The 25,148-nt window shown below is 66.8% G+C and carries 18 protein-coding genes and 1 other RNA gene; 14 read left to right on the forward strand and 5 right to left on the reverse strand.

What is annotated here, in order from left to right:
* Positions 1-280: 280 nt before the first annotated feature.
* The 4 genes from edd to H0X95_RS17420 all read left to right on the forward strand — a co-directional run bounded on the left by edd (position 281) and on the right by H0X95_RS17420 (position 4,881).
* Positions 281-2,137 carry a phosphogluconate dehydratase gene (edd, locus tag H0X95_RS17405; protein WP_059721660.1) on the forward strand — a complete coding sequence of 619 codons (1,857 nt, stop codon included), beginning with the start codon at positions 281-283 and terminating at the stop codon, positions 2,135-2,137.
* A gap of 19 nt (positions 2,138-2,156) precedes the next feature.
* A complete protein-coding gene (gene eda, locus H0X95_RS17410) occupies positions 2,157-2,783 on the forward strand; it encodes a bifunctional 4-hydroxy-2-oxoglutarate aldolase/2-dehydro-3-deoxy-phosphogluconate aldolase (protein WP_006483410.1) in 627 nt (208 codons plus the stop codon).
* 219 nt (positions 2,784-3,002) lie between these two features.
* Complete coding sequence (locus H0X95_RS17415; RefSeq protein ID WP_006483417.1) at positions 3,003-4,364, forward strand: GntP family permease; 1,362 nt, start codon at positions 3,003-3,005, stop codon at positions 4,362-4,364.
* Between the two features lie 13 nt (positions 4,365-4,377).
* Positions 4,378-4,881: a gluconokinase gene (locus H0X95_RS17420; RefSeq protein ID WP_059721659.1), complete on the forward strand. Its 504-nt coding sequence runs from the start codon at positions 4,378-4,380 to the stop codon at positions 4,879-4,881.
* A 71-nt stretch (positions 4,882-4,952) separates the two neighbouring features.
* On the opposite strand, the gene H0X95_RS17425 is transcribed toward H0X95_RS17420, so the two are convergent.
* Positions 4,953-5,600 carry a TetR/AcrR family transcriptional regulator gene (locus H0X95_RS17425; RefSeq protein ID WP_006483411.1) on the reverse strand — a complete coding sequence of 216 codons (648 nt, stop codon included), beginning with the start codon at positions 5,598-5,600 and terminating at the stop codon, positions 4,953-4,955.
* A gap of 277 nt (positions 5,601-5,877) precedes the next feature.
* Between H0X95_RS17425 and H0X95_RS17430 the strand changes: the two genes are divergently transcribed.
* A complete protein-coding gene (locus tag H0X95_RS17430) occupies positions 5,878-7,299 on the forward strand; it encodes an NAD(P)/FAD-dependent oxidoreductase (protein WP_059721658.1) in 1,422 nt (473 codons plus the stop codon).
* Between the two features lie 66 nt (positions 7,300-7,365).
* Here the strand turns inward: H0X95_RS17430 and purB are convergent, their stop codons facing one another.
* Positions 7,366-8,754 carry an adenylosuccinate lyase gene (purB, locus tag H0X95_RS17435; protein WP_006483408.1) on the reverse strand — a complete coding sequence of 463 codons (1,389 nt, stop codon included), beginning with the start codon at positions 8,752-8,754 and terminating at the stop codon, positions 7,366-7,368.
* Positions 8,755-9,009: 255 nt separating this feature from the next.
* Between purB and H0X95_RS17440 the strand changes: the two genes are divergently transcribed.
* The 6 genes from H0X95_RS17440 (at position 9,010) to H0X95_RS17465 (ending at position 14,872) form a co-directional block, all read left to right on the forward strand.
* Positions 9,010-9,972 (forward strand): LysR substrate-binding domain-containing protein, encoded by a 963-nt coding sequence (locus H0X95_RS17440; protein ID WP_006483851.1) that lies wholly within the window; start codon positions 9,010-9,012, stop codon positions 9,970-9,972.
* Between the two features lie 276 nt (positions 9,973-10,248).
* A complete protein-coding gene (locus H0X95_RS17445; RefSeq protein ID WP_006483853.1) occupies positions 10,249-11,535 on the forward strand; it encodes a Glu/Leu/Phe/Val family dehydrogenase in 1,287 nt (428 codons plus the stop codon).
* Between the two features lie 219 nt (positions 11,536-11,754).
* Positions 11,755-12,648 (forward strand): glutamate/aspartate ABC transporter substrate-binding protein, encoded by an 894-nt coding sequence (locus tag H0X95_RS17450; RefSeq protein ID WP_006483860.1) that lies wholly within the window; start codon positions 11,755-11,757, stop codon positions 12,646-12,648.
* Between the two features lie 84 nt (positions 12,649-12,732).
* The gene (locus tag H0X95_RS17455) at positions 12,733-13,473 is read left to right on the forward strand and encodes an amino acid ABC transporter permease (RefSeq protein ID WP_006483858.1); all 741 of its coding nucleotides are present in this window, start codon (positions 12,733-12,735) and stop codon (positions 13,471-13,473) included.
* Entirely contained in the window at positions 13,473-14,150 is a 678-nt protein-coding gene (gltK, locus tag H0X95_RS17460; protein ID WP_006483854.1) for a glutamate/aspartate ABC transporter permease GltK, read from the forward strand. The genes H0X95_RS17455 and gltK overlap by 1 nt, the downstream gene beginning before the upstream one ends.
* The gene (locus tag H0X95_RS17465) at positions 14,147-14,872 is read left to right on the forward strand and encodes an amino acid ABC transporter ATP-binding protein (protein ID WP_006492344.1); all 726 of its coding nucleotides are present in this window, start codon (positions 14,147-14,149) and stop codon (positions 14,870-14,872) included. Before gltK ends, H0X95_RS17465 begins: the two co-directional genes overlap by 4 nt.
* 85 nt (positions 14,873-14,957) lie before the next feature.
* On the opposite strand, the gene H0X95_RS17470 is transcribed toward H0X95_RS17465, so the two are convergent.
* Positions 14,958-20,240, reverse strand: a complete 5,283-nt coding sequence (locus H0X95_RS17470; RefSeq protein WP_059721691.1) for an autotransporter outer membrane beta-barrel domain-containing protein — start codon at positions 20,238-20,240, stop codon at positions 14,958-14,960.
* A gap of 614 nt (positions 20,241-20,854) precedes the next feature.
* Positions 20,855-21,769, reverse strand: coding sequence for a class II glutamine amidotransferase (locus H0X95_RS17475; RefSeq protein ID WP_006483857.1), 915 nt, complete (start codon positions 21,767-21,769; stop codon positions 20,855-20,857).
* Positions 21,770-21,974: 205 nt separating this feature from the next.
* Here H0X95_RS17475 and pyrC point away from each other — a divergent pair, with 205 nt between their 5' ends.
* The 3 genes from pyrC (at position 21,975) to rnpB (ending at position 24,350) form a co-directional block, all read left to right on the forward strand.
* A complete protein-coding gene (gene pyrC / locus H0X95_RS17480) occupies positions 21,975-23,039 on the forward strand; it encodes a dihydroorotase (RefSeq protein ID WP_006492342.1) in 1,065 nt (354 codons plus the stop codon).
* Positions 23,036-23,926, forward strand: a complete 891-nt coding sequence (locus tag H0X95_RS17485; RefSeq protein ID WP_006497531.1) for a DUF3025 domain-containing protein — start codon at positions 23,036-23,038, stop codon at positions 23,924-23,926. Before pyrC ends, H0X95_RS17485 begins: the two co-directional genes overlap by 4 nt.
* A 12-nt stretch (positions 23,927-23,938) precedes the next feature.
* Positions 23,939-24,350, forward strand: an RNA gene (rnpB, locus tag H0X95_RS17490) — RNase P RNA component class A.
* 68 nt (positions 24,351-24,418) lie between these two features.
* Here the strand turns inward: rnpB and H0X95_RS17495 are convergent.
* Positions 24,419-24,883 (reverse strand): OsmC family protein, encoded by a 465-nt coding sequence (locus tag H0X95_RS17495; protein WP_012492957.1) that lies wholly within the window; start codon positions 24,881-24,883, stop codon positions 24,419-24,421.
* Positions 24,884-25,148: the final 265 nt, after the last annotated feature.

Here is a 25,148-nt window from a genome sequence, read left to right on the forward strand (position 1 = left end):
AAATCGGGTTCGGATGCGGGAGTGTATCGCAATCGAATTGTAGAAAATCTACATAAAAATACTAGCGATATTGCAGAAGTTTCGGCGTGGGTCGAGTAAGGTGGATTAGGGTTTTCACTGATTAAAGCCTTGCTGGTGGCGGGAATAACGGTTGCGAGGGCGCGAAACCACATTGCGTGCTTGTAGTTTTTCTACTAGACTGCCTTCGTTCGATCGACGAAGCTCGACCGTCCCCACGATTCCAACCGCCGGTGTCGGCCGGCATACAGGAGCGCCCAGCATGACGTCGCTGCACCCCACTCTGGCGAAGGTCACCGAACGCGTGATCGCCCGCAGCCAATCGACCCGTTCCGCCTATCTGCAGCGCATCGACGGCGCGCAAGGCAAGTTCCCGGCACGCGGCGCGCTGTCGTGCGCGAATCTCGCGCACGGCTTCGCGGGCCTCGAGGGTAACGACAAGTTCGCGATCAAGGCGATCCGCGAGCCGAACATCGGCATCGTGTCCTCGTACAACGAGATGCTGTCCGCGCATGCGCCGTACAAGGACTTCCCCGACATCATCAAGGCCGCCGCGCGCGAGAACGGCGGGGTCGCGCAGTTCGCGGGCGGCGTGCCGGCGATGTGCGACGGCGTCACGCAGGGCAACCCGGGAATGGAGCTGTCGCTGTTTTCGCGCGAAGCGATCGCGATGGGCACGGCGATCGCGCTCACGCACAACATGTTCGACGCGGCGCTCTGCCTCGGCATCTGCGACAAGATCGTGCCGGGCCTCCTGATCGGCGCGCTGCAGTTCGGCCACCTGCCGACGATCTTCGTGCCGGCCGGCCCGATGACGAGCGGCCTGTCGAACGACGACAAGGCGAAGATCCGCCAGCAGTTCGCGACCGGCCAGGTCGGCCGCGACGCGCTGCTCGAAGCCGAGTCGGCCGCGTATCACGGCCACGGCACCTGCACGTTCTACGGCACCGCGAACAGCAACCAGATGCTGATGGAGCTGATGGGGCTGCACCTGCCGGGCTCGGCCTTCGTTCACCCGCACACGCCGCTGCGCACCGCGCTGACGGCCGAGGCCGCGCGCCGCGTACTCGACCTGACCGTCGAGCGCGGCCACTACACGCCGATCGGCCATGTGATCGACGAAAAGGCGATCGTCAACGGGATCGTCGCGCTGCTCGCGACGGGCGGCTCGACCAATCACACGCTGCACCTCGTCGCGATCGCGCGCGCGGCCGGCATCCTGATCGACTGGAACGACTTCGACGAGCTGTCGGCGGTCGTGCCGCTGCTCGCGAAGATCTACCCGAACGGCAAGGCCGACGTGAACCATTTCCACGCGGCGGGTGGTGTCGCGTTCCTGGTACGCAACCTGCTCGAAGGCGGGCTGCTGCACGAGGACGTGACGACGGTCGCCGGCAAGGGGCTGGCGCACTACACGAAGGAGCCGAAGCTGATCGACGGCAAGCTGACGTGGGTCGACGGCGCGGCCGAGAGCCACGACACGAAGGTGCTGCGCGGCATTCGCGAGCCGTTCCAGCCGGACGGCGGCCTGCGCCTGATGCAGGGCCGGCTCGGTCGCGGCGTGATCAAGATCTCGGCGGTCGCGCCCGAGCACCGCAAGGTGACGGCGCCCGCGATCGTGTTCGACTCGCAGGAAGCCGTGCAGGAAGCGTTCGATCGCGGCGAGCTGAAGCGCGATTTCGTCGCGGTGGTGCGCTTCCAGGGCGCGCGCGCCAACGGCATGCCCGAGCTGCACCGTTTGACGCCGCTGCTCGGCGTGCTGCAGGATCAGGGCTTCCACGTCGCGCTGGTCACCGACGGCCGCATGTCGGGTGCGTCGGGCAAGGTGCCGGCCGTGATCCACGTGTCGCCGGAGGCGCTGCTGGCCGGCCCGATCGGCAAGGTGAAGACGGGCGACATGCTCGTGATCGACGCGGAAGCCGGCGTGCTCGACATCGAGGTCGACGACGCCGAGTGGCACGCGCGCCCGGTCGCGCAGCCGCAGCACCAGGCCGACAACGAAGTCGGTTTCGGGCGTGAACTGTTCGGCGTGTTCCGTGCGGCGGCCGCACCGGCCGAGCAGGGCGCATCGGTTTTCGGGACGCTGGTCGGCGAAACCGCCGTCAGCGTCGCCGCATGAATTTCAAGGAGCCAATTCAATGAAGACGATTGCTGAAATCGTGAAGCTGGGCCCGGTCATTCCGGTGCTCGCATTCGACTCGGTCGAGCAGGGCGAAAACGTGTCGCGTGCATTGCACGCGGGCGGCGTGAAGGTGCTCGAGATCACGCTGCGCACGCCGGCCGGCCTGGAGGCGATCCAGCGCGCGAGCCAGCTCGCGGACGACATCGTCGTCGGCGTCGGCACGATCACGAAGCCCGAGCACTGCGCGCAGGCGAAGCGCGCGGGCGCCACGTTCGGCGTGTCGCCGGGCCTGACGAAGGAGCTGCACCTCGCGTCGCTCGACGCGGGCCTGCCGCTGCTGCCGGGCGTGATGACGCCGAGCGACATCATCCAGGCGCTCGAATTCGGCTACGACATCGTGAAGTTCTTCCCCGCGCAGCAGGCGGGCGGCGTGCCGATGCTGCAGGCGTTCCACGGTCCGTTCCCGGCGCTGAAGTTCTGCCCGACGGGCGGCATCACGGTCGATACCGCGCCGAACTTCCTGAAACTGCCGAACGTCGTGTGCGTCGGCGGCTCGTGGCTCACGCCGAAGGCCGCGCTCGCCGCGCAGGACTGGGCCGAAGTCACGCGCCTCGCGCAAGCGGCGAGCCAGCTGCCCCGTTAATACTTGTATGAAATGAAGAATCAGCCCTCGGAAAGCGAGCGTTAGTGCTTGTTTTACCGAGGGTTTTTGCTGATGGAACCGGTTCTATCCGCGGATCGCAAAGATAAGTAAAATTCAGCGTCCTGACGGGGTGGGTACCCCCCGTGTTTCGGAGACCTGCATAGCCGGGCATACTCGCAACGACTCGCCCGGTTCGAACAATTCTAGGAGGAGTGCCACATGGGGGCCGTCCAAGGCAGCATGCTGCTCGTATTCACGCTGATCGCGATTGCCGCGCTGATCCTGATGATCGCGCGCTACAAGATCTACCCGTTCCTGGTGCTGATCATCGTCTCGCTCGGCCTCGGTCTCGTCGTCGGCATGCCGATGGACAAGATCGTCAAGTCGTTCGAAACGGGCACCGGCGGCACGCTCGGCCACATTGCGATCGTCGTCGGCCTCGGCACGATGCTCGGCAAGATGATGGCCGAATCGGGCGGCGCCGAACGGATCGCGACCACGCTGATCGACTGGTTCGGTGAAAAGAACATCCACTGGGCGATGATGTTCGTCGCGATCATCGTCGGCCTGCCGGTGTTCTTCGAAGTCGGCTTCGTGCTGCTGATCCCGATCGCGTTCAACGTCGCGAAGCGCACCGGCAAGTCGCTGCTCGTCGTCGGCCTGCCGATGGTGGCCGGCCTGTCGGTCGTGCACGGGCTGATCCCGCCGCACCCGGCCGCGCTGCTGGCCGTCCAGCAATACGGCGCCGATATCGGCAAGACGATCGCATTCGGTCTCGTCGTCGGCGTGCCGACCGCGATCATCGCGGGCCCGCTGTTCGCGCTGACGATCTCGAAGTTCGTGAAGCTGCCGGAAAACAACCCGCTCGCGTCGCAATTCGTCGATTCGAACGCGGATGGCCGCAAGCGCGAACTGCCGAGCTTCGGCATCACGCTGTTCACGATCCTGCTGCCCGTCGTGCTGATGCTCGTCGGCAGCTGGGCCGACCTGGTGTTCGCACCGAAGTCGCTGCCGAACAACCTGCTGCGCTTTGCCGGCAACTCGGACGTCGCGCTGCTGATCGCCGTGCTCGTGAGCTTCTTCACGTTCGGCAAGCTGCAGGGCTTCAACCGCGACCAGATCCAGAAGTTCTGCGGCGAGTGCCTGGCGCCGATCGCCGGGATCACGCTGATCGTCGGCGCGGGCGGCGGCTTCGGCGGTGTCCTGCGCGACAGCGGGATCTCGCAGCAGATCGTCGAGACCGCCAAGCATGCGCACCTGTCGCCGCTGCTGCTCGGCTGGTTCGTCGCGGCGCTGATGCGTCTCGCGACGGGTTCGGCGACGGTCGCGATGACGACGGCCTGCGGTATCGTCGCGCCGATCGCGGCGGCGTCGGGCGCGTCGGTCAGCCCGGAGCTGCTGGTGCTCGCGACGGGCTCGGGCTCGCTGATCTTCTCGCACGTGAACGACGGCGGGTTCTGGCTGATCAAGGAATACTTCGGGATGACGGTGGGTCAGACGTTCAAGACCTGGTCGCTGCTTGAAACCATCATCTCGGTGCTCGGTCTCAGTTTCACGTTGCTGCTGAGCATGGTTCTGTAACAAGGGGTAGTCAATGATTCTGATCGCAATGGGCGTGTCGGGCGCCGGCAAGTCGCTGATCGGCGAAATGCTGGCGGAACGCCTGTCGTGCAGCTATACCGATGGCGACGCGTTTCACAGCGCGGCGAACAAGGAAAAGATGCACCACGGTATTCCGCTGACCGATGAAGACCGCTGGCCGTGGCTGCGCACGATTCGCGCGGCCATCGAGGAAAAGCAGCACGCGGGCGAGACGGCCGTGTTCACGTGCTCGTCGCTGAAGCGGTCGTACCGCGACGTGCTGCGCGGCGCCGACACCGACGTGCGGTTCGTGTATCTGAAGGGTTCGTTCGAAGTGTTGCAGGAGCGCCTGAAGAGCCGCACCGGCCATTTCTTCGATCCGTCGCTGCTGAAGAGCCAGCTGGACACGCTCGAGGAGCCGGGCCCGGACGAGGCGATCGAGGTCAGCATCGAGCTGACGCCCGAGCAGATCGTCGATCAGGTCATGCTGAAGATCGGTCTCGCGCAGCAGCACTGAGCGCGGTCCGCGGCCATCGTCATGGAAAAGGCGCCTTCGGGCGCCTTTTTCGTTTGCGATGCGTGGGCCGGTCAGGCCGTGCGCGCGCGTTGCGCGATCCCGTCGAGCAGCACGTCGAGCATCGTGTCGTGCACGACGGCCGGATCGAGTTGCGCATAGAGCGGGGCGGCCGACTTGACGAGCGGATGCCCGGCGTCGGACAGCGCGTGCATTTCCGCGAGTTCGACGTCGTTCGCGGCACGCGTGAGGCCGCCCGTTTCGGCGGCGGCGAGGCCGATCACGCTCGCGTACCAGCCGACGCATACCGCCGGCAGCGCCGCACGCGGGATGCCGGCGTCGGTCAGCGCGCGATGCACGGCCTCGATGTGCGCGAGATCGGCCGGCCCCGTACTCATGTGCCGCTGCAGCAGCGCGAACGCGGCCGGGTAGCGCAACGCGAGTGCGCGGTACTGACGCGCGAGGTCGCGCAGCCGTTCGCGCCACGGCAGGGAAGGATCGACCGGCACGAGCGAGCGCGACAGCGCATTCGCGATCGCGCGGCTCAGGCCTTCCTTCGACTTGAAGTGATACAGCACGCTCATCGGGTCGCAGCCGACCGACTGCGCGAGCTTGCGCACGCTGAACGCGGCTTCGCCGACGTCTTCGAGCAGCGCGAGCGCGGCCGCGACGATCGCGTCCTTGTCGAGGCCGCGCGGCCCCTGGGCAGGTTTGTCTTTCATCGAGACGGGCTGGCAGGCCGGCACGGCGCCAGTTGTAAACTTGACGAAAGCTTATTCTACACTGTAGAATTATTTCTGCGGTGTAGAAATTGGGTGTCCCGGCACCTTTCAATACGTGCTTTCGCACAGTCCGGGATCCAGGCGGCACGAGCGTGCCCGCCGTCAACACGGGCCATCGCGCCCCCTTTCTCGTTGACACCCATGTGGAACCGGCTGCCCCCACCCGCGAAGCCAGCAGGCTCATCGACAGGCGGCCCAAGACCATGCAAGTGCAATCATGACGTCCAACAACAAACCCCTGATCCAGGGAGAAGCGCGTTTCGAGCAAACGCAACTGAACATCGAAAAAGACAACTGGAACTGGTGCGATCCGGCCCGCTACGACGGCGAGCATCCGGCGAACTGGTACGAAGCGTCGCTGTCGCGCCATGAAAACAGCGCGCCGCTCGCGCATGACATCGTGTGCGACGTGCTCGTGATCGGCGCGGGCTTGCTCGGCGCGTCGGCCGCGCTGCATCTCGCGCAAGCGGGCGTCGACACGATCCTCGTCGACAAGCATCACGTCGGTTCGGCCGCGTCGGGCCGCAACGGCGGCCAGCTGACGCCCGGCCTCGCGCGCTGGGAAGCCGCCGACATGATCGACCACCTGGCGCACGACGACGCGAAGCGGCTGTGGCGCTTCGCGTCGGCCGAGTCGATGGACCTGATCGACGAGATCGGCGCGCGTTACGCGCTCGATCTCGACCGCAAGCGCGGCCACGTGACGGCGGCGGTTCACCCCGGCCACATGAGCGCGCTGCTCGACGGCGCGGATGCGCGCCGTCATCTCGGCGATGCGGGCGTGACGCTCGTCGGCCGCCATCAGCTGCACGACGAATACGTGCGCTCGGGGCTGTACCACGGCGCGGCGATCGACGCGATCGGCGGGCAGATCCATCCGCTCGCGCTGGTGCGCGGCCTCGTGCACGGCTTCCAGCTGAACGGCGGCGCGCTGTACGAGGGCACCGAAGTGCTCGAGCTCGACGAGACGCCCGCGGGCGTCGTCGCGACGACGCCGGGCGGCACGATCACCGCGCGCCGCGGCGTCGTGCTCGCGCTGCACAACACGACGTTCCGGCTGCTGGACGACGGCGCGGCGACCACCGTGCCGTTCTTCACGTACGTGAGCGTGACGGCGCCGCTCGACGTCGACGTCGCGACGCTGATGCCGGCCGGGATGCCGGTGTACGACACGCAGTTCCAGATCGACTACTACCGGCCGGTACGCGGCAACCGGCTGCTGTTCGGCGGGCAGGGCACCGGCACCTGCTGGGCGCAGCCCGACGTCAACGCGTATCTGCTGACGCGGCTGAACACGGTGTTTCCGCAGCACGACGGCCGCTTCGCGCTCGACTACTGCTGGAGCGGCGTCAGCGACTTCACGCTGAACGGCGCCACCGACAGCCGCAAGACCGACGGCCGCGTGCCGATGTACATGGTGCAGGGCTGGAGCGGGCACGGCGTCGCGCAGACGGTGCGGATCGGCAAGGCGATCTGCGACGATTTCGTCGGTCGCAACGACGATTTCTCGATGCTCACGGGCATCGACCATCGCGCGATTCCGCTTGGCCGGCAGTTGTCGCCGATCGCGATTCCGGCCGCGAAGGCGGCGATGAGCGTGATGAGCGCGCTCAACCCGGGGCGGATGATTTCGTTCTGATCGTCCGACAAGCAAAAAGCCCGATGCGATTGCTCGCATCGGGCTTTTTTCGTCAGGCGGCGGCGCTTACGCGATCCGCTTCGCGAGTTCGACGGCCTTGCCGATGTACGACGCCGGCGTCATCGCGAGCAGGCGCTCCTTCGCATCCTGCGGGATCGCCAGCGTGCCGACGAATTCCTGCAGCGCCTCGCGCGTGATGCCCTTGCCGCGCGTCAGTTCCTTCAGCTGCTCGTACGGGTTCTCGATGCCGTAGCGGCGCATCACCGTCTGCACCGGCTCGGCGAGCACTTCCCAACAGTTGTCGAGATCTTCGTTCAGGCGCTGCGGGTTCACTTCGAGCTTGTCGAGGCCGCGGATCAGCGAGTCGTACGCGAGCAGCGAGTAGCCGAGCGCGACGCCCATGTTGCGCAGCACCGTCGAGTCGGTCAGGTCGCGCTGCCAGCGCGACACCGGCAGCTTGTCGGCGAGGTGGCGCAGCGTCGCGTTCGCGAGGCCGAGGTTGCCTTCCGAGTTCTCGAAGTCGATCGGGTTGACCTTGTGCGGCATCGTCGACGAGCCGATTTCGCCGGCTTTCGTCTTCTGCTTGAAGTAGCCGACCGAGATGTAGCCCCACACGTCGCGGTCGAGGTCGAGCAGGATCGTGTTCGCGCGGGCGACCGCGTCGAACAGTTCGGCCATGTAGTCGTGCGGCTCGATCTGGATCGTGTACGGGTTGAACGTGAGCTTCAGGCGGTTTTCGATCACGTCGCGCGAGAACGCTTCCCAGTCGAATTCCGGATACGCCGACAGGTGCGCGTTGAAGTTGCCGACCGCGCCGTTCATCTTGCCGAGGATCTCGACCTTCTCGATGCGCGTGATCGCGCGGGCGAGGCGGGCCGCGACGTTCGCGAGTTCCTTGCCGAGCGTCGTCGGGCTGGCCGGCTGGCCGTGCGTGCGCGACAGCATCGGCTGTTCGGCGTGGGCGTGCGCGAGCGCGACGAGGCGCTGGTAGACCGTGCGCAGCGCCGGCAGGATCACGTGTTCGCGCGCGCCGGCGAGCATCATCCCGTGCGACGTGTTGTTGATGTCCTCGGACGTGCACGCGAAGTGGATGAATTCGCTCGCCTTCTCGAGTTCGGCCTGGCCCTTCACCGATTCCTTCAGCCAGTATTCGACGGCCTTCACGTCGTGATTCGTCACGCGCTCGATTTCCTTGATGCGCGCGGCGTCGTGCGCGGTGAAGCGCTCGGCGAGCTGCAGCAGGAACTGTTCCGACGCATCGGAGAAGCGCGGGACTTCCGCGAAGCCGGCGCGCGACAGCGCGATCAGCCAGTGCACCTCGACGGTGACGCGGTGGCGCATGAAAGCGGCTTCGGAGAGCCAGTCGCGCAGCGCTTCGGTCTTGCTGGCGTAGCGGCCGTCGATGGGCGAGAGCGCGGTGAGGGCGAAAAGCGTATCGGGACGAGTGTCGGACATGATCGGGCGGGCCTTGGGGCCGGGTCGAGCGAGGGGAAGGAGAATCCGACATTTTACCATTGGCGCGGGCCGATCCCGGCCGAACCGGTCCGGCCGCGGTGGCCGCGGGCGCGCGACGCCCGGGCGGCGCCGCAGCGACGCGCGAATGGCCGGCCGGCGGGCGCCCGCGCCGGCTCGCCGGGCCGCGCTCGACACCGCCGGCCGGGTCCGCCCGCCGGTAGAATGCAGGCTTCTTCCCGACCGCCGCCCGCCTGCATGGAACTGAAATGGCTCGAAGACTTCGTCTCCCTCGCGGAAACGCGCAGCTTTAGCCGGTCCGCCGAGCTGCGGCACGTGTCGCAGCCGGCGTTTTCGCGGCGTATCCAGGCGCTCGAGGCGTGGCTCGCGACCGAGCTGATCGATCGGTCGGTCTATCCGACGCGGCTCACGCAGGCCGGACAGATCTTCTACGAGCAGGCGCTGACGATGCTGTCGCAGGCGCACGAGGCGCGCACGCTGCTGCGTGGCCACGTCGGCGCGCCGGTGCCGACGATCGAATTCGCGGTGCCGCACACGCTGTCGCTCACGTATTTCCCGCGCTGGCTGCAGCGGATCGAGGCGAAGATGGGCCAGGTCCACACGCGGCTGCGCGCGCTGAACGTGCACGACGCGGTGCTGTCGCTCGTCGAGGGCGGCTGCGATCTCGTGATGGGCTACCACCACCCGAGCCACCCGGTCGCGCTCGACCCGGCGCGCTACGACATGCTGATCCTCGGCAGCGAGCCGATCAGCCCGTTCTCGGCGCCCGGCCGCGCGGGCCGGCCGCGCCATACGCTGCCGGGCGCGGCCGACGCGCGCGTGCCGTACCTGTCGTATACGCCGAACGCGTATCTCGGCCGGATGACCGAAGTCATCATCGCGAATGCGCCGACCCGGCTGTTCCTCGATCGCGTGTACGAAACCGACATGGCCGAAGGGCTGAAGGCGATGGCGCTCGCGGGGCACGGCGTCGCGTTCCTGCCGCACAGCGCGGTCGACGATGCGGTCGCGGGCGGCCGGCTGATCCGGCTCGACCGGTCGGCGCGCGGCGCGCATCCGTTCACGCTGACGATGGAGATCCGGCTGTACTGCGACAAGCTCGCGCTGCAGGGCGACGAGCCGCGGCAGAAACTGGTGCGCGCACTGTGGGACGTCGTGCGTGACGAACTGCGCGACACAGCCGGCGACACGGCGGATTAACCGCCGGCGGTTAATCCGCCAACCGGGCCCGGCCGGCCAACGGCGGCCTTGCGGCGCCTGTCGGACGGCGGTCCGGCGGGCGGCATGCATCCACGCCATCCGATTTTTCGCGAACGCGATGCACGGCCGATCGCGGCCGTTCTTGCGCAAATCGACCGCGGATTTGCGAAAAATCGCGATCATGCAAGAAACGCATAATCGAATAAACAAACGGCATTGGATAAAAAAAACGGGTTTTTCGACAATGTGCGCAATCCGTTGAACGTTGGAGCATCCATGTCTTCGCAACAGCAGTCCATCCCGTCCTACCTGCACGCCGACGATCTCGGCCCGTGGGGCAACTACCTTCAGCAGGTCGATCGCGTCGCGCCGTACCTCGGTTCGCTGTCGCGCTGGCTCGAAACGCTGAAGCGCCCGAAGCGCATCCTGATCGTCGACTGCCCGATCGAGCTCGACAACGGCACCGTCGCGCACTTCGAAGGCTATCGCGTGCAGCACAACGTGTCGCGCGGCCCGGGCAAGGGCGGCGTGCGCTACCACCAGGACGTGACGCTGTCGGAAGTGATGGCGCTGTCGGCATGGATGTCGGTGAAGAACGCGGCCGTGAACGTGCCGTACGGCGGTGCGAAGGGCGGCATCCGCGTCGACCCGCGCAAGCTGTCGCGTGGTGAGCTCGAGCGCGTGACGCGCCGCTACACCAGCGAAATCGGCATCATCATCGGGCCGAACACCGACATTCCGGCACCGGACGTCAACACCAACGAACAGGTGATGGCGTGGATGATGGACACGTACTCGATGAACCAGGGCCAGACGTCGACCGGCGTCGTGACCGGCAAGCCGATCTCGCTCGGCGGTTCGCTCGGCCGCAAGGAAGCAACGGGCCGGGGCGTGTTCGTCGTCGGTTCGGAAGCGGCGAAGAAGAAGGGCCTCGAGATCGAAGGCGCGCGCATCGCGGTGCAGGGCTTCGGCAACGTCGGCGGCATCGCGGCGAAGCTGTTCCAGGAAGCGGGTGCGAAGGTGATCGCGGTGCAGGATCACACGGGCACGATCTACCAGCCGGCCGGCCTCGATTCGAACAAGCTGCTCGACCACGTCGCACGCACGGGCGGCGTCGCGGGCTTCGAAGGCGCCGAGCCGATGCCGAACGACGAGTTCTGGACGGTCGAGACCGACATCCTGATCCCGGCGGCACTGGAAAACCAGATCACCGAGAAGAACGCGGCGAAGATCCGCACGAAGATCATCGTCGAAGGCGCGAACGGCCCGACGACGACGGCGGCGGACGACATCCTGAGCGCGAACGGCGTGCTGGTGATCCCCGACGTGATCGCGAACGCGGGCGGCGTGACCGTGTCGTACTTCGAGTGGGTGCAGGATTTCTCGAGCTTCTTCTGGACGGAAGACGAGATCAACCATCGTCTCGAGCGCGTGATGCGCGAAGCGTTCGCCGGCGTGTGGGCGGTCGCGGAAGAGCACAAGGTGACGGTGCGTACGGCGGCGTTCATCGTCGCGTGCAAGCGCATCCTGATGGCGCGCGAAATGCGCGGCCTCTACCCCTGATCGTCGACTATGATCGATTCATGACGCAATCCACCCGATTGCGGATATGAACCCTCGCGGGCGGTGCCGGATCCGGCATCGCCCGCGCGCGCATTCGGAGCGCCCGAAGCCTGGAGGAAGGCTTCGCACAGGGCGATTCGTAGTGCGGTAAACAACCAGTACTTTCAAAAATATTACTTTGATACACTGGCGCGGGTTTTAGCCAAGGAGATGACCAAAATGAAATTCCACAAGGCAGTCCTGACGGTCGCGGCGCTTTGCGCGTTCGCAAGCGGCGCGCATGCTCAGGAGACGGGCACGCTGAAGAAGATCAAGGACACGGGCGTGATCGCGCTGGGCCACCGCGAATCGTCGATTCCGTTCTCCTATTACGACCAGAACCAGCAGGTGGTCGGCTATTCGCGCGAGTTCCAGCTGAAGGTGGTCGACGCGGTGAAGAAGAAGCTGAACCTGCCGAACCTGCAGGTGAAGAACATCCCCGTCACGTCGCAGAACCGTATTCCGCTGGTGCAGAACGGCACGGTCGACATCGAGTGCGGCTCGACGACCAACAACCTCGAGCGCCAGCAGCAGGCTGCGTTCTCCGACACGATCTTCGTGATCGGCACGCGCCTGATGACGAAGAAGGATTCGGGCGTCAAGGATTTCGCCGACCTGAAGGGCAAGACGGTCGTGACGACGGCCGGCACGACGTCGGAGCGCCTGCTGCGCAAGATGAACAACGACAAGCAGCTCGGCATGAACATCATCAGCGCGAAGGATCACGGCGATTCGTTCAACACGCTGGAATCGGGCCGTGCGGTCGCATTCATGATGGATGACGCGTTGCTCGCGGGCGAGCGCGCGAAGGCGAAGCAGCCGGGCGAATGGGTGATCGTCGGCACGCCGCAATCGGAAGAGGCTTACGGCTGCATGATGCGCAAGGGCGACGCCGACTTCAAGAAGGTCGTCGACGACGCGATCTCGCAAGTCGAGAAGTCGGGCGAAGCCGCGAAGATCTACGCGAAGTGGTTCGAGAACCCGATCCCGCCGAAGGGGCTGAACCTGAACTTCCCGCTGTCCGATTCGATGAAGAAGCTGTACGCGAACCCGAACGACAAGGCGCTCGACTGACCACACGGCCGTTGATGCAGAAATGACGCTACTGAAACGGAAGAGGCCACGCTTCTTCCGTTTCTTTTTGCTGGAGTCTTGCCCATGTCTTACCACTGGAACTGGGGCATCTTTCTGAGCCCCGTGTCGACCGGCGAGCCGACGACTTATTTCGGATGGCTGATGTCCGGCTTCTGGGTGACGATCGAAGTGTCGCTCGTCGCCTGGGTCATCGCGCTGATCGTCGGGTCGCTGTTCGGCGTGCTGCGCACCGTGCCGAACAAATGGCTGTCCGCGATCGGTACCGTGTACGTGTCGATCTTCCGGAACATTCCGCTGATCGTGCAGTTCTTCGTCTGGTATCTCGTGATACCCGAGTTGCTGCCTGCGTCGATCGGCACCTGGATCAAGCAGTTGCCGCCGACCACGCAGTTCTTTACCGCGTCGATCGTCTGTCTCGGCCTGTTCACGGGCGCGCGCGTGTGCGAACAGGTGCGTTCGGGGATCAACGCGCTGCCGAAGGGCCAGCGCGCGGCCGGCCTCGCGATGGGTTTCACGCAATGGCAGACGTATCGCTACGTGCTGCTGCCCGTGGCATACCGGATCATCGTGCCGCCGCTCACGTCGGAATTCCTGAACATCTTCAAGAACTCCGCCGTCGCGTCGACGATCGGTCTGCTCGACCTGTCCGCGCAGGCGCGCCAGCTCGTCGACTACACCGCGCAGACCTACGAGTCGTTCATCGCGGTCACGCTCGCCTACGTGCTGATCAACCTCGTCGTGATGGCGTTCATGCGCTGGATCGAAGGCCGTACGCGGCTGCCCGGCTATATCGGAGGCAAGTGATGCATCAGTTCGACTGGAGTAGTATTCCCGGCGCGCTGCCGACGCTGTGGTCGGGGGCGGTCGTCACGTTCAAGATCACGCTGATCGCGATCGTGGTCGGGATCGTCTGGGGCACGCTGCTGGCGCTGCTGCGGCTGTCCGGCGTCAAGCCGCTCGCATGGTTCGCGAAGGCGTACGTGACGGTGTTCCGCTCGATCCCGCTCGTGATGGTGCTGCTGTGGTTCTTCCTGATCGTGCCGCAGGTGCTGCAGGGCGTGCTCGGGCTGTCGCCGACGATCGACATCCGCCTTGCCTCGGCGATGGTCGCGTTCTCGTTGTTCGAAGCCGCGTATTATTCCGAGATCATCCGCGCCGGCATCCAGGCGGTGCCGCGCGGGCAGGTGAATGCCGCGTTCGCGCTCGGCATGAACTACGCGCAGGCGATGCGCCTCGTGATCCTGCCGCAGGCGTTCCGCGCGATGGTGCCGCTGCTGCTCACGCAGGCGATCGTCCTGTTCCAGGATACGTCGCTCGTGTACGTGATCAGTCTCGCGGACTTCTTCCGCACGGCCGCCAACATAGGCGATCGCGACGGCACGACCGTCGAGATGGTCCTGTTCGCCGGCGCATGCTATTTCGTGATTTGCTCGTTGGCGTCTGCTCTCGTCAAGGGTCTCCAGAAAAAGGTCACAAGATGATTTCCATCAAGAACGTTTCGAAGTGGTACGGCCAGTTTCAGGTCCTCACCGAATGCACGACCGAGGTCAAGAAAGGCGAGGTGGTCGTCGTGTGCGGGCCGTCGGGCTCGGGCAAGTCGACGCTGATCAAGACCGTGAACGGCCTGGAGCCGTTCCAGCAGGGCGAGATCCTCGTGAACGGCCAGTCGGTCGGCGACAAGAAGACGAACCTGTCGAAGCTGCGCTCGAAGGTCGGGATGGTGTTCCAGCATTTCGAACTGTTCCCGCACCTGTCGATCACCGAGAACCTGACGCTCGCGCAGATCAAGGTGCTCGGCCGCGGCAAGGACGAAGCGGCGGAGAAGGGCATGAAGCTGCTCGATCGCGTCGGCCTGAAGGCGCATGCGCACAAGTATCCGGGCCAGTTGTCGGGCGGCCAGCAGCAGCGTGTCGCGATCGCGCGCGCGCTGTCGATGGACCCGATCGCGATGCTGTTCGACGAGCCGACGTCCGCGCTCGATCCCGAGATGATCAACGAAGTGCTCGACGTGATGGTCGAACTCGCGCAGGAAGGGATGACGATGATGGTCGTCACGCACGAGATGGGCTTCGCGAAGAAGGTCGCGCATCGCGTGATCTTCATGGACAAGGGCGCGATCGTCGAGGACGACCGCAAGGACGATTTCTTCTCGAATCCGAAATCGGAACGCGCGAAGGACTTCCTCGCGAAGATCCTGCACTGATGAGTGTTCGCGCGTTTTGGCGCGCGACCATGCGAAAACCGCCCGGCAGGCAGCCGGGCGGTTTTTTTTCGTCCGCCGCCGGGCGTTACCAGCTGTACCGGTAGCCGACCTGCCCGACGATCCCGCGCCGGTAGTCACCGCCGATGTTGCGCGCGATCTTCGCGTTCGCGTACAGCTCGCCCGACTTGCCGAAGCCGGCGGTCACGCCGACGCCGAGCTCGTACCAGGTGCGCCCGAGATGCGTGGCGAACGGCGTGCCGCCGACGACGGTCTGCCCCGACGACAGGAAGTCGTGCAGCACGTCGGCCGTGAAGTACGGCGTCGCGGCGCCGCCGCCCGCGTCCGACTGGAGGTTCGGCCGGAAGATGCGCACGCCGACGCGGCCGCGCAGCGCATTCGTCGTCGTGCCCGATACGGCCGACACGTTGTCGTTGAACCCGTTCAGCTTCAGGTATTGATACATCAGCTGCGCCTGCGGCTCGATCGCGACGGGGAACGTGCCGATCGCGAACGGCTTGCCGACTTCCTGCGACAGCGCGACGCCGAAGCCGTTCTGCGACGCTTCGTTGCCGTAGCTGTCGCGATAGCGGTTGCCGTAGTGCGTGACCTGCCCGACGCTGTCGAAGTAGGTGCCGTCGGACAGGTAGCGGGTCCAGTAGCCGCCGACGCTCTGTGCATGCATCTCGACCGAGCCCGTCGACGTCGACAGGTTCGGCGAGCCGGCGCGCGCCATGTCGCTGAAGCTCGCATTCGACACGCCGATGCTGGCCGTCACGCCCGCATGCGTGCTGCCGGCGCCGCCCGGTGCCTGGTCGAGCGTCCAGTCCTTGCCGAACTGCGCGAAGAACGTGCGTTCGTCGGCCGAGAAGCGACCCGCGTTCGCATCGAGACTCTGGCCGCCGATGCGCCCCCACACGCCGTCGCGATTGCCGGGCTGTTGCTTCTCGACGTTGTAGAGGTCGCCGACGCGCTCGTGCAGCCTGCCGAGCGTCGAGAAGCCGTAGTCGGCGTTCAGCAGCGGCGTCATCGCGTAGCCGGAGACGCCCGGACGATACGCGAGCGCGCCGCCGTTGCCGTTGCCATTCCCGTTGCTGCCGCCGTCGCCGCCGCCGGACGGGTGGATCGGGTCGACCGGGTCGGTCGGGTCGAGCTGCGAACGCAGGTACCAGCCGTTCGCATCGCCTTGCCCGCCGCGATAGAGCCGGTATTCGTACGCGCCGGCCTGTACCGGGCCGGCGAGATGGAACGCCGACGCGGTGGTCGTGCCGCCGTTGGCCGTGACGACCACGGCAATCCCGTCGCCGGTCGTCTGCGCGCCGGCGCCGGCCGTGTTGGCGATCTTCAGGCCGGTCGTGCCGGTCGCCGCGCCGCCGTTCACGATCAGCCGGTCGGTCGGCGATGCGTCGGCGCCGAGATACGTGTTCAGCGCGATCGTGCCGCCGTTGCCGACGTAGCCGCCGGTCGTCAGCGTCTTGTAGCTGCCCGTCAGCGTCGGCGAGCCGGTCGGCGCGGCGAACGCGACGAGGCCCGCGTTGGTCAGGCTGCTCAGCACCGAGCTGCCCGTCATGCGCCACGTGCTCGTGCCGTCGACGGTCAGTGCGACCGGGTCGATCTTGCCGGTCAGCGTGGTGCCGTTCGCGAGGAACACGTTGCCGGTGCTCGACGCGTCCGACACGATGTCGCCCGCGAGGTTGACCGCCGATGCGCTGAACGTCACGTTGCTGCCGTTCGTGAGATTCAGCAGCGTGCCGTTGCCGGCCGTCACGACCGTGCCGTTGCGCACCGCGATGTCGGCCGTGCCGCCGCGCGCGGCGAAGGCCGGCCCGGTGGCGGACGTCACGCTGCCGCCGTCGACGAGCACCGAGCTGGTCGCGCCGTTCGCGAGCGTGTCCGACGTCAGCACGCCGGCCGTCGCGCCCGTGAGCGCCGTGCCGGTCAACGCGAGCACGCCGCCGCTGTTCGCGGTGGCGCCGTTGCCGGCCGCGCTGGCGAGCGACGAACCCGTATCGGCGATGCGGCCGCCGTTTTGCGCGACGATGCCGTCGGCCGCGTTGCCCGACGCGGTGACTTTCGCGCCCGACAGCAGGGCTGTCGCGCCACCGTCCATGATGATCGCATGCGCGTTCGCGCCGGTCGTCGCGATGGTCGTCCCGTTGGCCGTGAGCGTGGAGTCGGCGCCCGACACGGACACGCCGCGCGCATCGGCCCCCGCCGTGCGGACGACCGTGGCCGCATCGGTCGCGATACGCGCGCCGGCGCCGGTCGACGTGAGGCCGTCGGCGCCGTTGCCGGTCGTGGCGACCTGCGTGCCGGACAGCGCGATCGTTGCATTCGCACCCAGGTTGCGGACCCCGCTGCCCGAGCCGCCGACCGCGATCGACGTCGCGCCGGCCGCGATGCCGCCGCCCGTGACGGTCGAGTCGATCAGCACGCCGTCGGCGTTGCCGTTCGCGATGACGGTGCCGGCGCCCGACAACGCGACCGATGCGCCGGCCCCCGTCAGACGCACGCCCGCGACACCGTCGTCGGCTTCGATCGAACCCGCATTGGCGAGCGTGGCCGACGCACCCTGCACGAGCGCGCCGGTGCCGTTGGTCACGCGGATCGTCGACGCGTTGTTCACCGTGCCGAGCGTGCCGGCCACGACGCCCGTCGAGCCGGCGCCGGTCAGCAGCACCGTGCTGCGGTTCTCGAGCGTGCCGAGATTCTGCGCGATGAAGCCGGTCACGCCGGCGGTCGACGACGTGACGGCCGCGTGGTTGGTCAGCGTCGTCGCGACCGGCGCGCCGGCATTCGCGCCGGCGAGGTCGTGCGCCTGCCCGTCGACGACGCCCGCGGTCGCGCCGGCCGCGTTCAGGTTGATCGTCGCGCCGGCGTCGATCGTGCCCTTCGCGCCGCCTTCGACCGCGATCGCGATGCCGTTCGCGCCGTTGACGTCGTAGACCGCGTTGCCGGTCGACAGCGTGGTGCCGGCGTCGGTTGCGAGTACGCCGCGCGAGCGCTGGCCGTTGACGTCGGTCGTCAGCACGCCGGCCGTCGATGCACCCGTGTAGGCCGCGCCACCCGCGACGCGGAACAGCGTCGAATCGTCGGTGTCGACGCTCAGGTGCTGCGCGGCGACGTTGATTTTCGAGCCCGCGCCGTAGGCGTAGAAGCCGATCTGGTTGGTGCCGGACATGAAGGCCGGCACGGCGTTCGCGCCGACGTCGATCGTCGCGCCCGAACGCGCATGCACGCCGATCGCGCCCGCGCCCGTCAGGTTCAGCGCGCCGTCGAGCGTGGCCTTCGCGAGCGGCCCCTCGGCCCAGACGCCATAGTTGCGCGTGCCCGACGCAGGATCGAGGCCACCCGCCACGTTGATCGTGCCGGTCGACGTCGCGGCCGTCGCGTTCGTGCCGGTGCCGACGACCATGATGCCGATGCCGTTCACGCCATTCAGCGTGATCGTGCCCGTGTTGGTCACGGTCGCGGCGGTGTTGGCCGCCAGCATGCCGACGTTGGCGAGCGGCGTGCCGGCCGCGGCGCCGTTGACGACGATCGCGCCCGCGTTGGTCAGCGTGCCGGAAGTCGAGCCGATGCTCGCCAGCGCGGCGCCGTTCTGGGTCTGCGTGCCGATCACGATCGTGCCGAGATTGCTCGCGGTGCCCGACGCGCCGAGCAGGATGCCGTACGCGTGCGCGGCGAGCGCGACGTCGTTCGTGGCTTCGGGCGCGGCGACGTCGTACTGCGCGGCGCGGCCGAGATAGATCGTGCCGCCGGCTTCGTTCGTGAAGCTGCCGCCGGCGACGAGGCCGCCGATCACCTGGCTGTCCAGCGTCGTCGCGTTGACGCCGACGTTGATCGTGCCGGCGTTCGACGCGTGCGCGCCGTCCGTCGCGGCCACCGCGTAGTTCTGCAGGTCGAGCCGGTTGCGGGTGAGATCCCACGCGCCGACGTTCATCACGCCGTTGTTGACGAACGTGGTGCCCGTGCCGTTCGCATACACGCCGCTGCCTTCGACATACGTGCCGAGCCCGAAGTTGTCGGGCCGGGCGGTGCCCGTGTCGACGTTGTCGCCGGCCGTGTAGCCGGATGAGATCGTGCCGTTGTTGACGCCGCTCGCGCCGCTCAGCAGGCGCACCAGCGTGAAGTCGCCCGACAGGCGCCCGTCGTTGACGAAGTGCGCACCGTTCTCCGCGACGACCGCCGCGCTCGCGTCGATCGTGTTGGAGCCGCGGAAGTCGATCTGGCCGTCCTTGCCGATGTGCAGCGTCGCGTTTGCGCCCGTGCCGTGCATCGCGGACGGGTAGTTCCGGGGCAGCGCGTTCTTGTCGCCGGGCGACACGTTGTTCGCATACTCGAAGGTCTGCGGGGAGAGCGTCACGGCCTGGCCGAATGCGTTGTCGTAGGCGGTCTGCGAGCCGAGCGCGCCGTTGCGGACCGAACGCACGAGAAAGTCGTTGTACGCGGCGAGCGACGCGGCATCGGTGACGGTCCACGTGCTGCCGTCGAACGCGGTGAAGGTACCGGCGTAGGTCGGCACGTCGAGCTGGATGCTGCCGACGGGGCCGCCGCTCGCGAGATAGTCGCCGGTGATGAACCAGATCTGGTTGCGCGAATTCCAGTTGATGACGCTCGGGACCGAGCCGGTGCCGTCCGCGTAGGTGAGATCGCTCTGCTTGGCCGCGATCGTCATTACGTTGCCGGTCGCCGCGGGCGCGTTCGCCGCGTTGCCGATCGAGACGTCGAGCGTGCCGCCCGAGCTTGCGACCGTGCCGATCCGCGTGTTCACGTACTGGTCGCCGTTCACGTCGTGGTACACCTGCACGACGGTCGAGCCGGCGTTCGACGACACGAACGCGGACGAGTCGTAGGTGGCGACGGACGTGCGACCGCCCGTGATCGAATCGGGGGTGCCGACGCTTTGCGTCTTGCCGCCGAGCGTGACCAACGGCTGATTCGGGTTGCCCGAAATGATGGACGTGTTGGCGAGCGGCATCGGCGTGTAGCCCATGTCGCCGGTCGCGCCCGTCCAGGCGCCCGTCAGGCCGACCCGGTCGCCGCCCGACACGGTCGTGGCGCCGACGAGGTCGTTGTTGACGGTCGGGTTGAAACTGTCGAGCACGCAGGTGCCGCCGCTCGCGATTGCGGCGCCGTTGCCGCAGGTCGACGCGTGTACGGTGCCGACCGACAGCGCGGCCAGGGCGGCGCCGAGCGCCGCGACGCGCAGTGGCGACCGGCGCGTGGCGTGACGCGTTGCCTCGTGCGCGGTGCGGCGACTTGCCCCCGATGCGCTGCCCGAGCGCTTGCCGCGCGCCCGGGTCGTTTCCGCCGCCGCGACCCAGCAGCCGGCGGCCTCGCTCCATATCGATCGAAATGAGTGATTCACGACATACCCCTCTTTCTTCTTTTGACGTGGCATTCGCCGCCATTCGGCGAATTCGCATTCCGCGGTGGGGAAATAATCCGAAGGGGCGTGCGGCGGCTATGGCTGCGTGTCGCGCCAATCGTGTTTAGTTACACCGAGGATGGGCGGAGTCTACTGATTCGAATGGGCGTCGATTATCGATAAACTGGAAACTGTAATGATGCGAACCGTAGTGCGTGGTATTTTTGATTTGTGTGGGTAATCGAACCGAAAGCTATGATGGAGGCGGGTTTGGGCGGTGGGTGTGAGAATCCGGTAGGGTGACCGGAGTAGGTGGGATAGCGCACGGTTCCGGCAGGCGTGGCGCGTTAAAATGCAGGTCCGGGATTTTGGTTTTAATTGGTGATTATTTTGTTTGCTGCATCTTTTATTTATTTTCGCTTGTAATTTAATAAAATCAAGCGAATGTTGCGTGGCATCGATTGATTGCGCCGACTGGTGCTCGAAATGGAACCCGATTGGCTGGAGCCGAGCGATTTGCGCCGACGACGCGCGTCGTCGACAGTGCGGTATGACGCCTGCGCAGCCAGCGGAAAATGAGCAGAAAGCGGGCGCAGCCGATGCCGCGCCGGGCGTCAGAAATCGATCGCGTCGTCGGAATCGCCGTCGGCCGCGGTAGCGAGCGCTTCGCGAACCACCGCGCGCGGCGCGGACGCCGACGCGTCGAGTGACGGGTTGCGCAGCTTCTCGAGCACGCGCTCGGGCACCGGAATCTGCATCCGCGCGGCGACGTCGCCGCACTGGAACATGATCAGCTCGCCCGGCTCGAATGCGGTCCAGACTTCGTTGTCGGTGAGCGGCTGTGTCGCGATCACCGCGACGCGATCCTCGGGCGTCGTGTATTTGGCGAAGTCGATCGACAGGTCTTCGTCGACGAGATGCGCGGTCGAGAACGGCCAGCGCCGCACGAGGTAGTGCAGCCGCGTCGAGCAGTGCGCGAAGAGCGCCTGGCCGTTCGACATCAGGAAGTTGAACACGCCGTGATCGGTGATGCCGCGCGTCAGTTCGCCGACCCGCTCGAACAGCTCCGGCAGCGGCGGCTGCGCGCCGGGAAAGGCTTCGCGCAGCCCCTGCATCAGCACGCAGAACGCCTGTTCGCTGTCGGTCGTGCCGACCGGATGGTAGACGCTGCCGTCCATGTCCGGCGCGTAGTCCTGCAGGTCGCCGTTATGCGCGAAGATCCAGTGCCGGCCCCACAGTTCGCGCATGAAAGGATGGCTGTTCTCGAGCAGGATGTGCCCCTGCGTCGCCTTGCGGATGTGCGCGATCGTGTTCTTGGACTTGATCGGGTAGCGCTTCACCATTTCGGCGATCGGCGACGTGGCCGATGCCTGGTGATCGATGAAGAGGCGGCAGGCCTTGTCTTCGAAGAACGCGATGCCCCAGCCGTCGGCATGGTGATCGGTGAGCCCGCCCCGGGCCGCGAAACCTGTGAAGGAGAATGTGACGTCCGTCGGCGCGGCGCAGTTCATTCCTAGGAGTTGGCACATTTTACGTGGGGCGGCAGGCTGAAGCAGGGGGTAACGAACCGGGCGAACCCCGGTACAATGCGGCTTCTAGCATATCACCGAGCCCTGAGCGGTAAAAAGCGGATTCCGCTGGCCAAAGGCCCCGTGTTGCGGTTTGCCGTCAGTCGGCCCGCGCACGTGCGTTCCGGCCCCGCCGATGGCACGCCCGTTCCTCACGACGCCTCCTATGACTGCCTCGAACGCTTCTTCCCCGGCGACGCTTTCGCTCGCCCGTCCCGACGACTGGCACCTGCACCTGCGAGACGGCGACATGCTCGCCGCCGTGCTGCCGCACACCGCCCGCCAGTTCGGCCGCGCCATCGTCATGCCGAACCTGAAGCCGCCGGTCACGACCACCGCGCAGGCGCAGGCGTATCGCGAGCGTATCCTCGCCGCGCTGCCGGCCGGGATGACGTTCGAGCCGCTGATGACGCTGTACCTGACCGACAACACGCCGCCCGACGAAATCCGCCGCGCGCGCGAAAGCGGCTTCGTGCACGGCGTGAAGCTGTATCCGGCAGGCGCTACGACGAATTCCGACCATGGCGTCACCGATCTCGCGAAATGTGCGAAGACGCTCGAGGCGATGCAGGAAACCGGCATGCCGCTGCTCGTGCACGGCGAGGTGACCGATGCGTCGATCGACCTGTTCGACCGCGAGAAGGTGTTCATCGACCGCGTGATGACGCCGCTGCGCCGCGATTTCCCGGGCCTGAAGGTCGTGTTCGAACACATCACGACGAAGGACGCGGCCGACTACGTGCGCGATGCCGACGCGGCGCCCGGCCTGCTCGGCGCGACGATCACCGCGCATCACCTGCTGTACAACCGCAACGCGCTGTTCGTCGGCGGGATCCGCCCGCATTACTACTGCCTGCCGGTGCTGAAGCGCGAGACGCATCGCGTGGCGCTGGTCGAGGCCGCGACGTCGGGCAACCCGCGCTTCTTCCTCGGCACCGACAGCGCGCCGCACGCGCGCGACGCGAAGGAAACCGCGTGCGGTTGCGCGGGCTGCTACACGGCGCTGCACGCGCTCGAGCTGTACGCGGAAGCGTTCGACACGGCCGGCGCGCTCGACAAGCTGGAAGGGTTCGCGAGTTTCTTCGGTGCCGATTTCTACGGGCTGCCGCGCAGCGCCGAGACGGTCACGCTGCGCCGCGAGCCGTGGGAACTGCCGCGCGAGATCTTCGCGGGCGAGACGCCGGTCGTGCCGCTGCGCGGCGGCGAGACGATCGGCTGGAAACTGGCGTGAGCTGCGCGCCGCCGCGCGAACCGGGCCCCGCGGCCGGTCGCGCGGCGGCGGATTTCGCGCGGATCGACTGGTCCGCGCCGTGGCTCGTGCCTTACGCGGAGCCGGGCCGCGCGTGGCAGGCGGCTGCCCGTGCGGGCGCGGCCGCGCTGCTCGATGCGTTGAACGGCGCGTTGGATCGCGTATCGCGAGGCGGCGATCGCGTCACCGGTCGCGGCAGGCCGCTGCGCTTCGTGCCGCAGGCCGAACTGCCGCCCGGCGTCGCGTACGAGACCCATATTGCCGACACCGGGCGGGTGCCGACCCGCCACCATCTTCACGACTACTTCAATGCGCTCGTCTGGTTCGCGTACCCGCGCACCAAGGCCGCGTTGAACGCGCGCCAGGCCGCGGCGATCGACGCGGCGGGCGGCGTCGGCCCGGTGCGCGGCACGTTGCGCGATGCGCTCACGTTGTTCGACGAGAACGGCGCGCTGTTCGTCACCGCCGACCGCGCGCTCGCCGACGCGCTGCGCGGCTTCGACTGGCCGCGGCTGCTGGTGAGCTCGCGCGATGCGTGGGGCACGCGTTGCGAAGCGCGGCTCGTCGGCCATGCGCTGCTCGAACAGCTCGTCGCACCGTACAAGTCCTGCACCGCGCACGCCTGGATCGTCGAAGTGAGCGCCGACTATTTTTCATGGCCCGACGCGCGACGGATCGCGCATGTCGACGCGCACATCGCCGCCGAACTGGCGACGCGCGCGCTGACGAGCCGCGACTTCGCGCCGCTGCCGGTGCTCGGCGTGCCGGGCTGGTGCGCGGCGAACGCCGACGCCGCGTTCTACGACGATCCGGCCGTGTTTCGCCGCGGCCGCCGCTCGCGCGCTGCCGACGGCGGCGCGCAGTGCTAGAATGCGCGTCGCAAAGCAGGCCAGGCAGTCGCGGCCTCGCCGCCTTCGGGCGCGCGGGGGCGAGGAAAGTCCGGACTCCACAGGGCAGGGTGATGGCTAACGGCCATCCGTGGCGACACGCGGAACAGGGCAACAGAAAGCAAACCGCCGATGGCCCGGCGCAAGCCGGGATCAGGTAAGGGTGAAACGGTGCGGTAAGAGCGCACCGCGGCGACGGCGACGTTCGCCGGCACGGTAACCTCCACCCGGAGCAATTCCAAGTAGGCAGGCGCGCATTTTCGGATGCAGGACGGGGCCCCCGTCTCGTCTGCGGGTAGGAAGCTTGAGCGCGTCAGCAATGGCGCGCCTAGAGGAATGACTGCCACGCGTTGCGTGCTTCGGCGCGCGGCGTGCACAGAATCCGGCTTATCGGCCTGCTTTGCCGTTCGAATGCGAAAGGGCCGGCGTCTCCTTGCGGAGCGCCGGCCCTTTTTTCTTGCGCGCGCCGTGCGGTCAGGCCGCGACGATGTCGAACGAATGCGTGAGTTCGGCCGTCTTCGCGATCATGATCGACGCGGAGCAGTACTTGTCGTGCGACAGGTTGATCGCGCGCTCGACCGTGGCCGGGTTCAGGTTGCGGCCCGTGACCGTGAAGTGGAAGTGCACCTTCGTGAACACCTTCGGATCTTCGCTCGCGCGCTCGGCCTTCAGCGTAACCGAGCAGCCGGTGACTTCCTGGCGGCTCTTCTTCAGGATCAGCACGACGTCATAGGCCGTGCAGCCGCCGGTGCCGAGCAGCACCATTTCCATCGGACGCGGCGCGAGGTTGTGGCCGCCGCCTTCCGGCGCGCCGTCCATCGTGACGAGGTGCCCGCTGCCGGTCTCGGCGGAAAACGCCATGCCGTCCTGACCCATCCAGCTTACTTTGCATTCCATGCTTGCACTCCAGCGTTGCCTGATTCGGATTCGATCCGGCATTGTAGCCCGCGGTGCAACGATCGGCTGATGCGCTGCACGACGCGCCATGCCGGCGCCGCGCGAGCGGGGCACCGGCCGATGATTTCCCTGCCGGATTTAGGGGTTTTGCTCTAGGCGAGGACGGTTTCAGGTCGTGTGAGAGGTGGTTATGTACCTGATTTAAAACAGAAAGTAGCCTCCTTAAGCTTGCCGGTCGAAATCCCGCATCATGAGATTTGATTTCGCAATGCAAATTTTCTTGTGAAGTCGGCGGGGCATTCGTATA

The organism is Burkholderia sp. 9779_493, from assembly GCF_015712215.1.
In the GTDB taxonomy this organism is placed as follows: domain Bacteria; phylum Pseudomonadota; class Gammaproteobacteria; order Burkholderiales; family Burkholderiaceae; genus Burkholderia; species Burkholderia cenocepacia.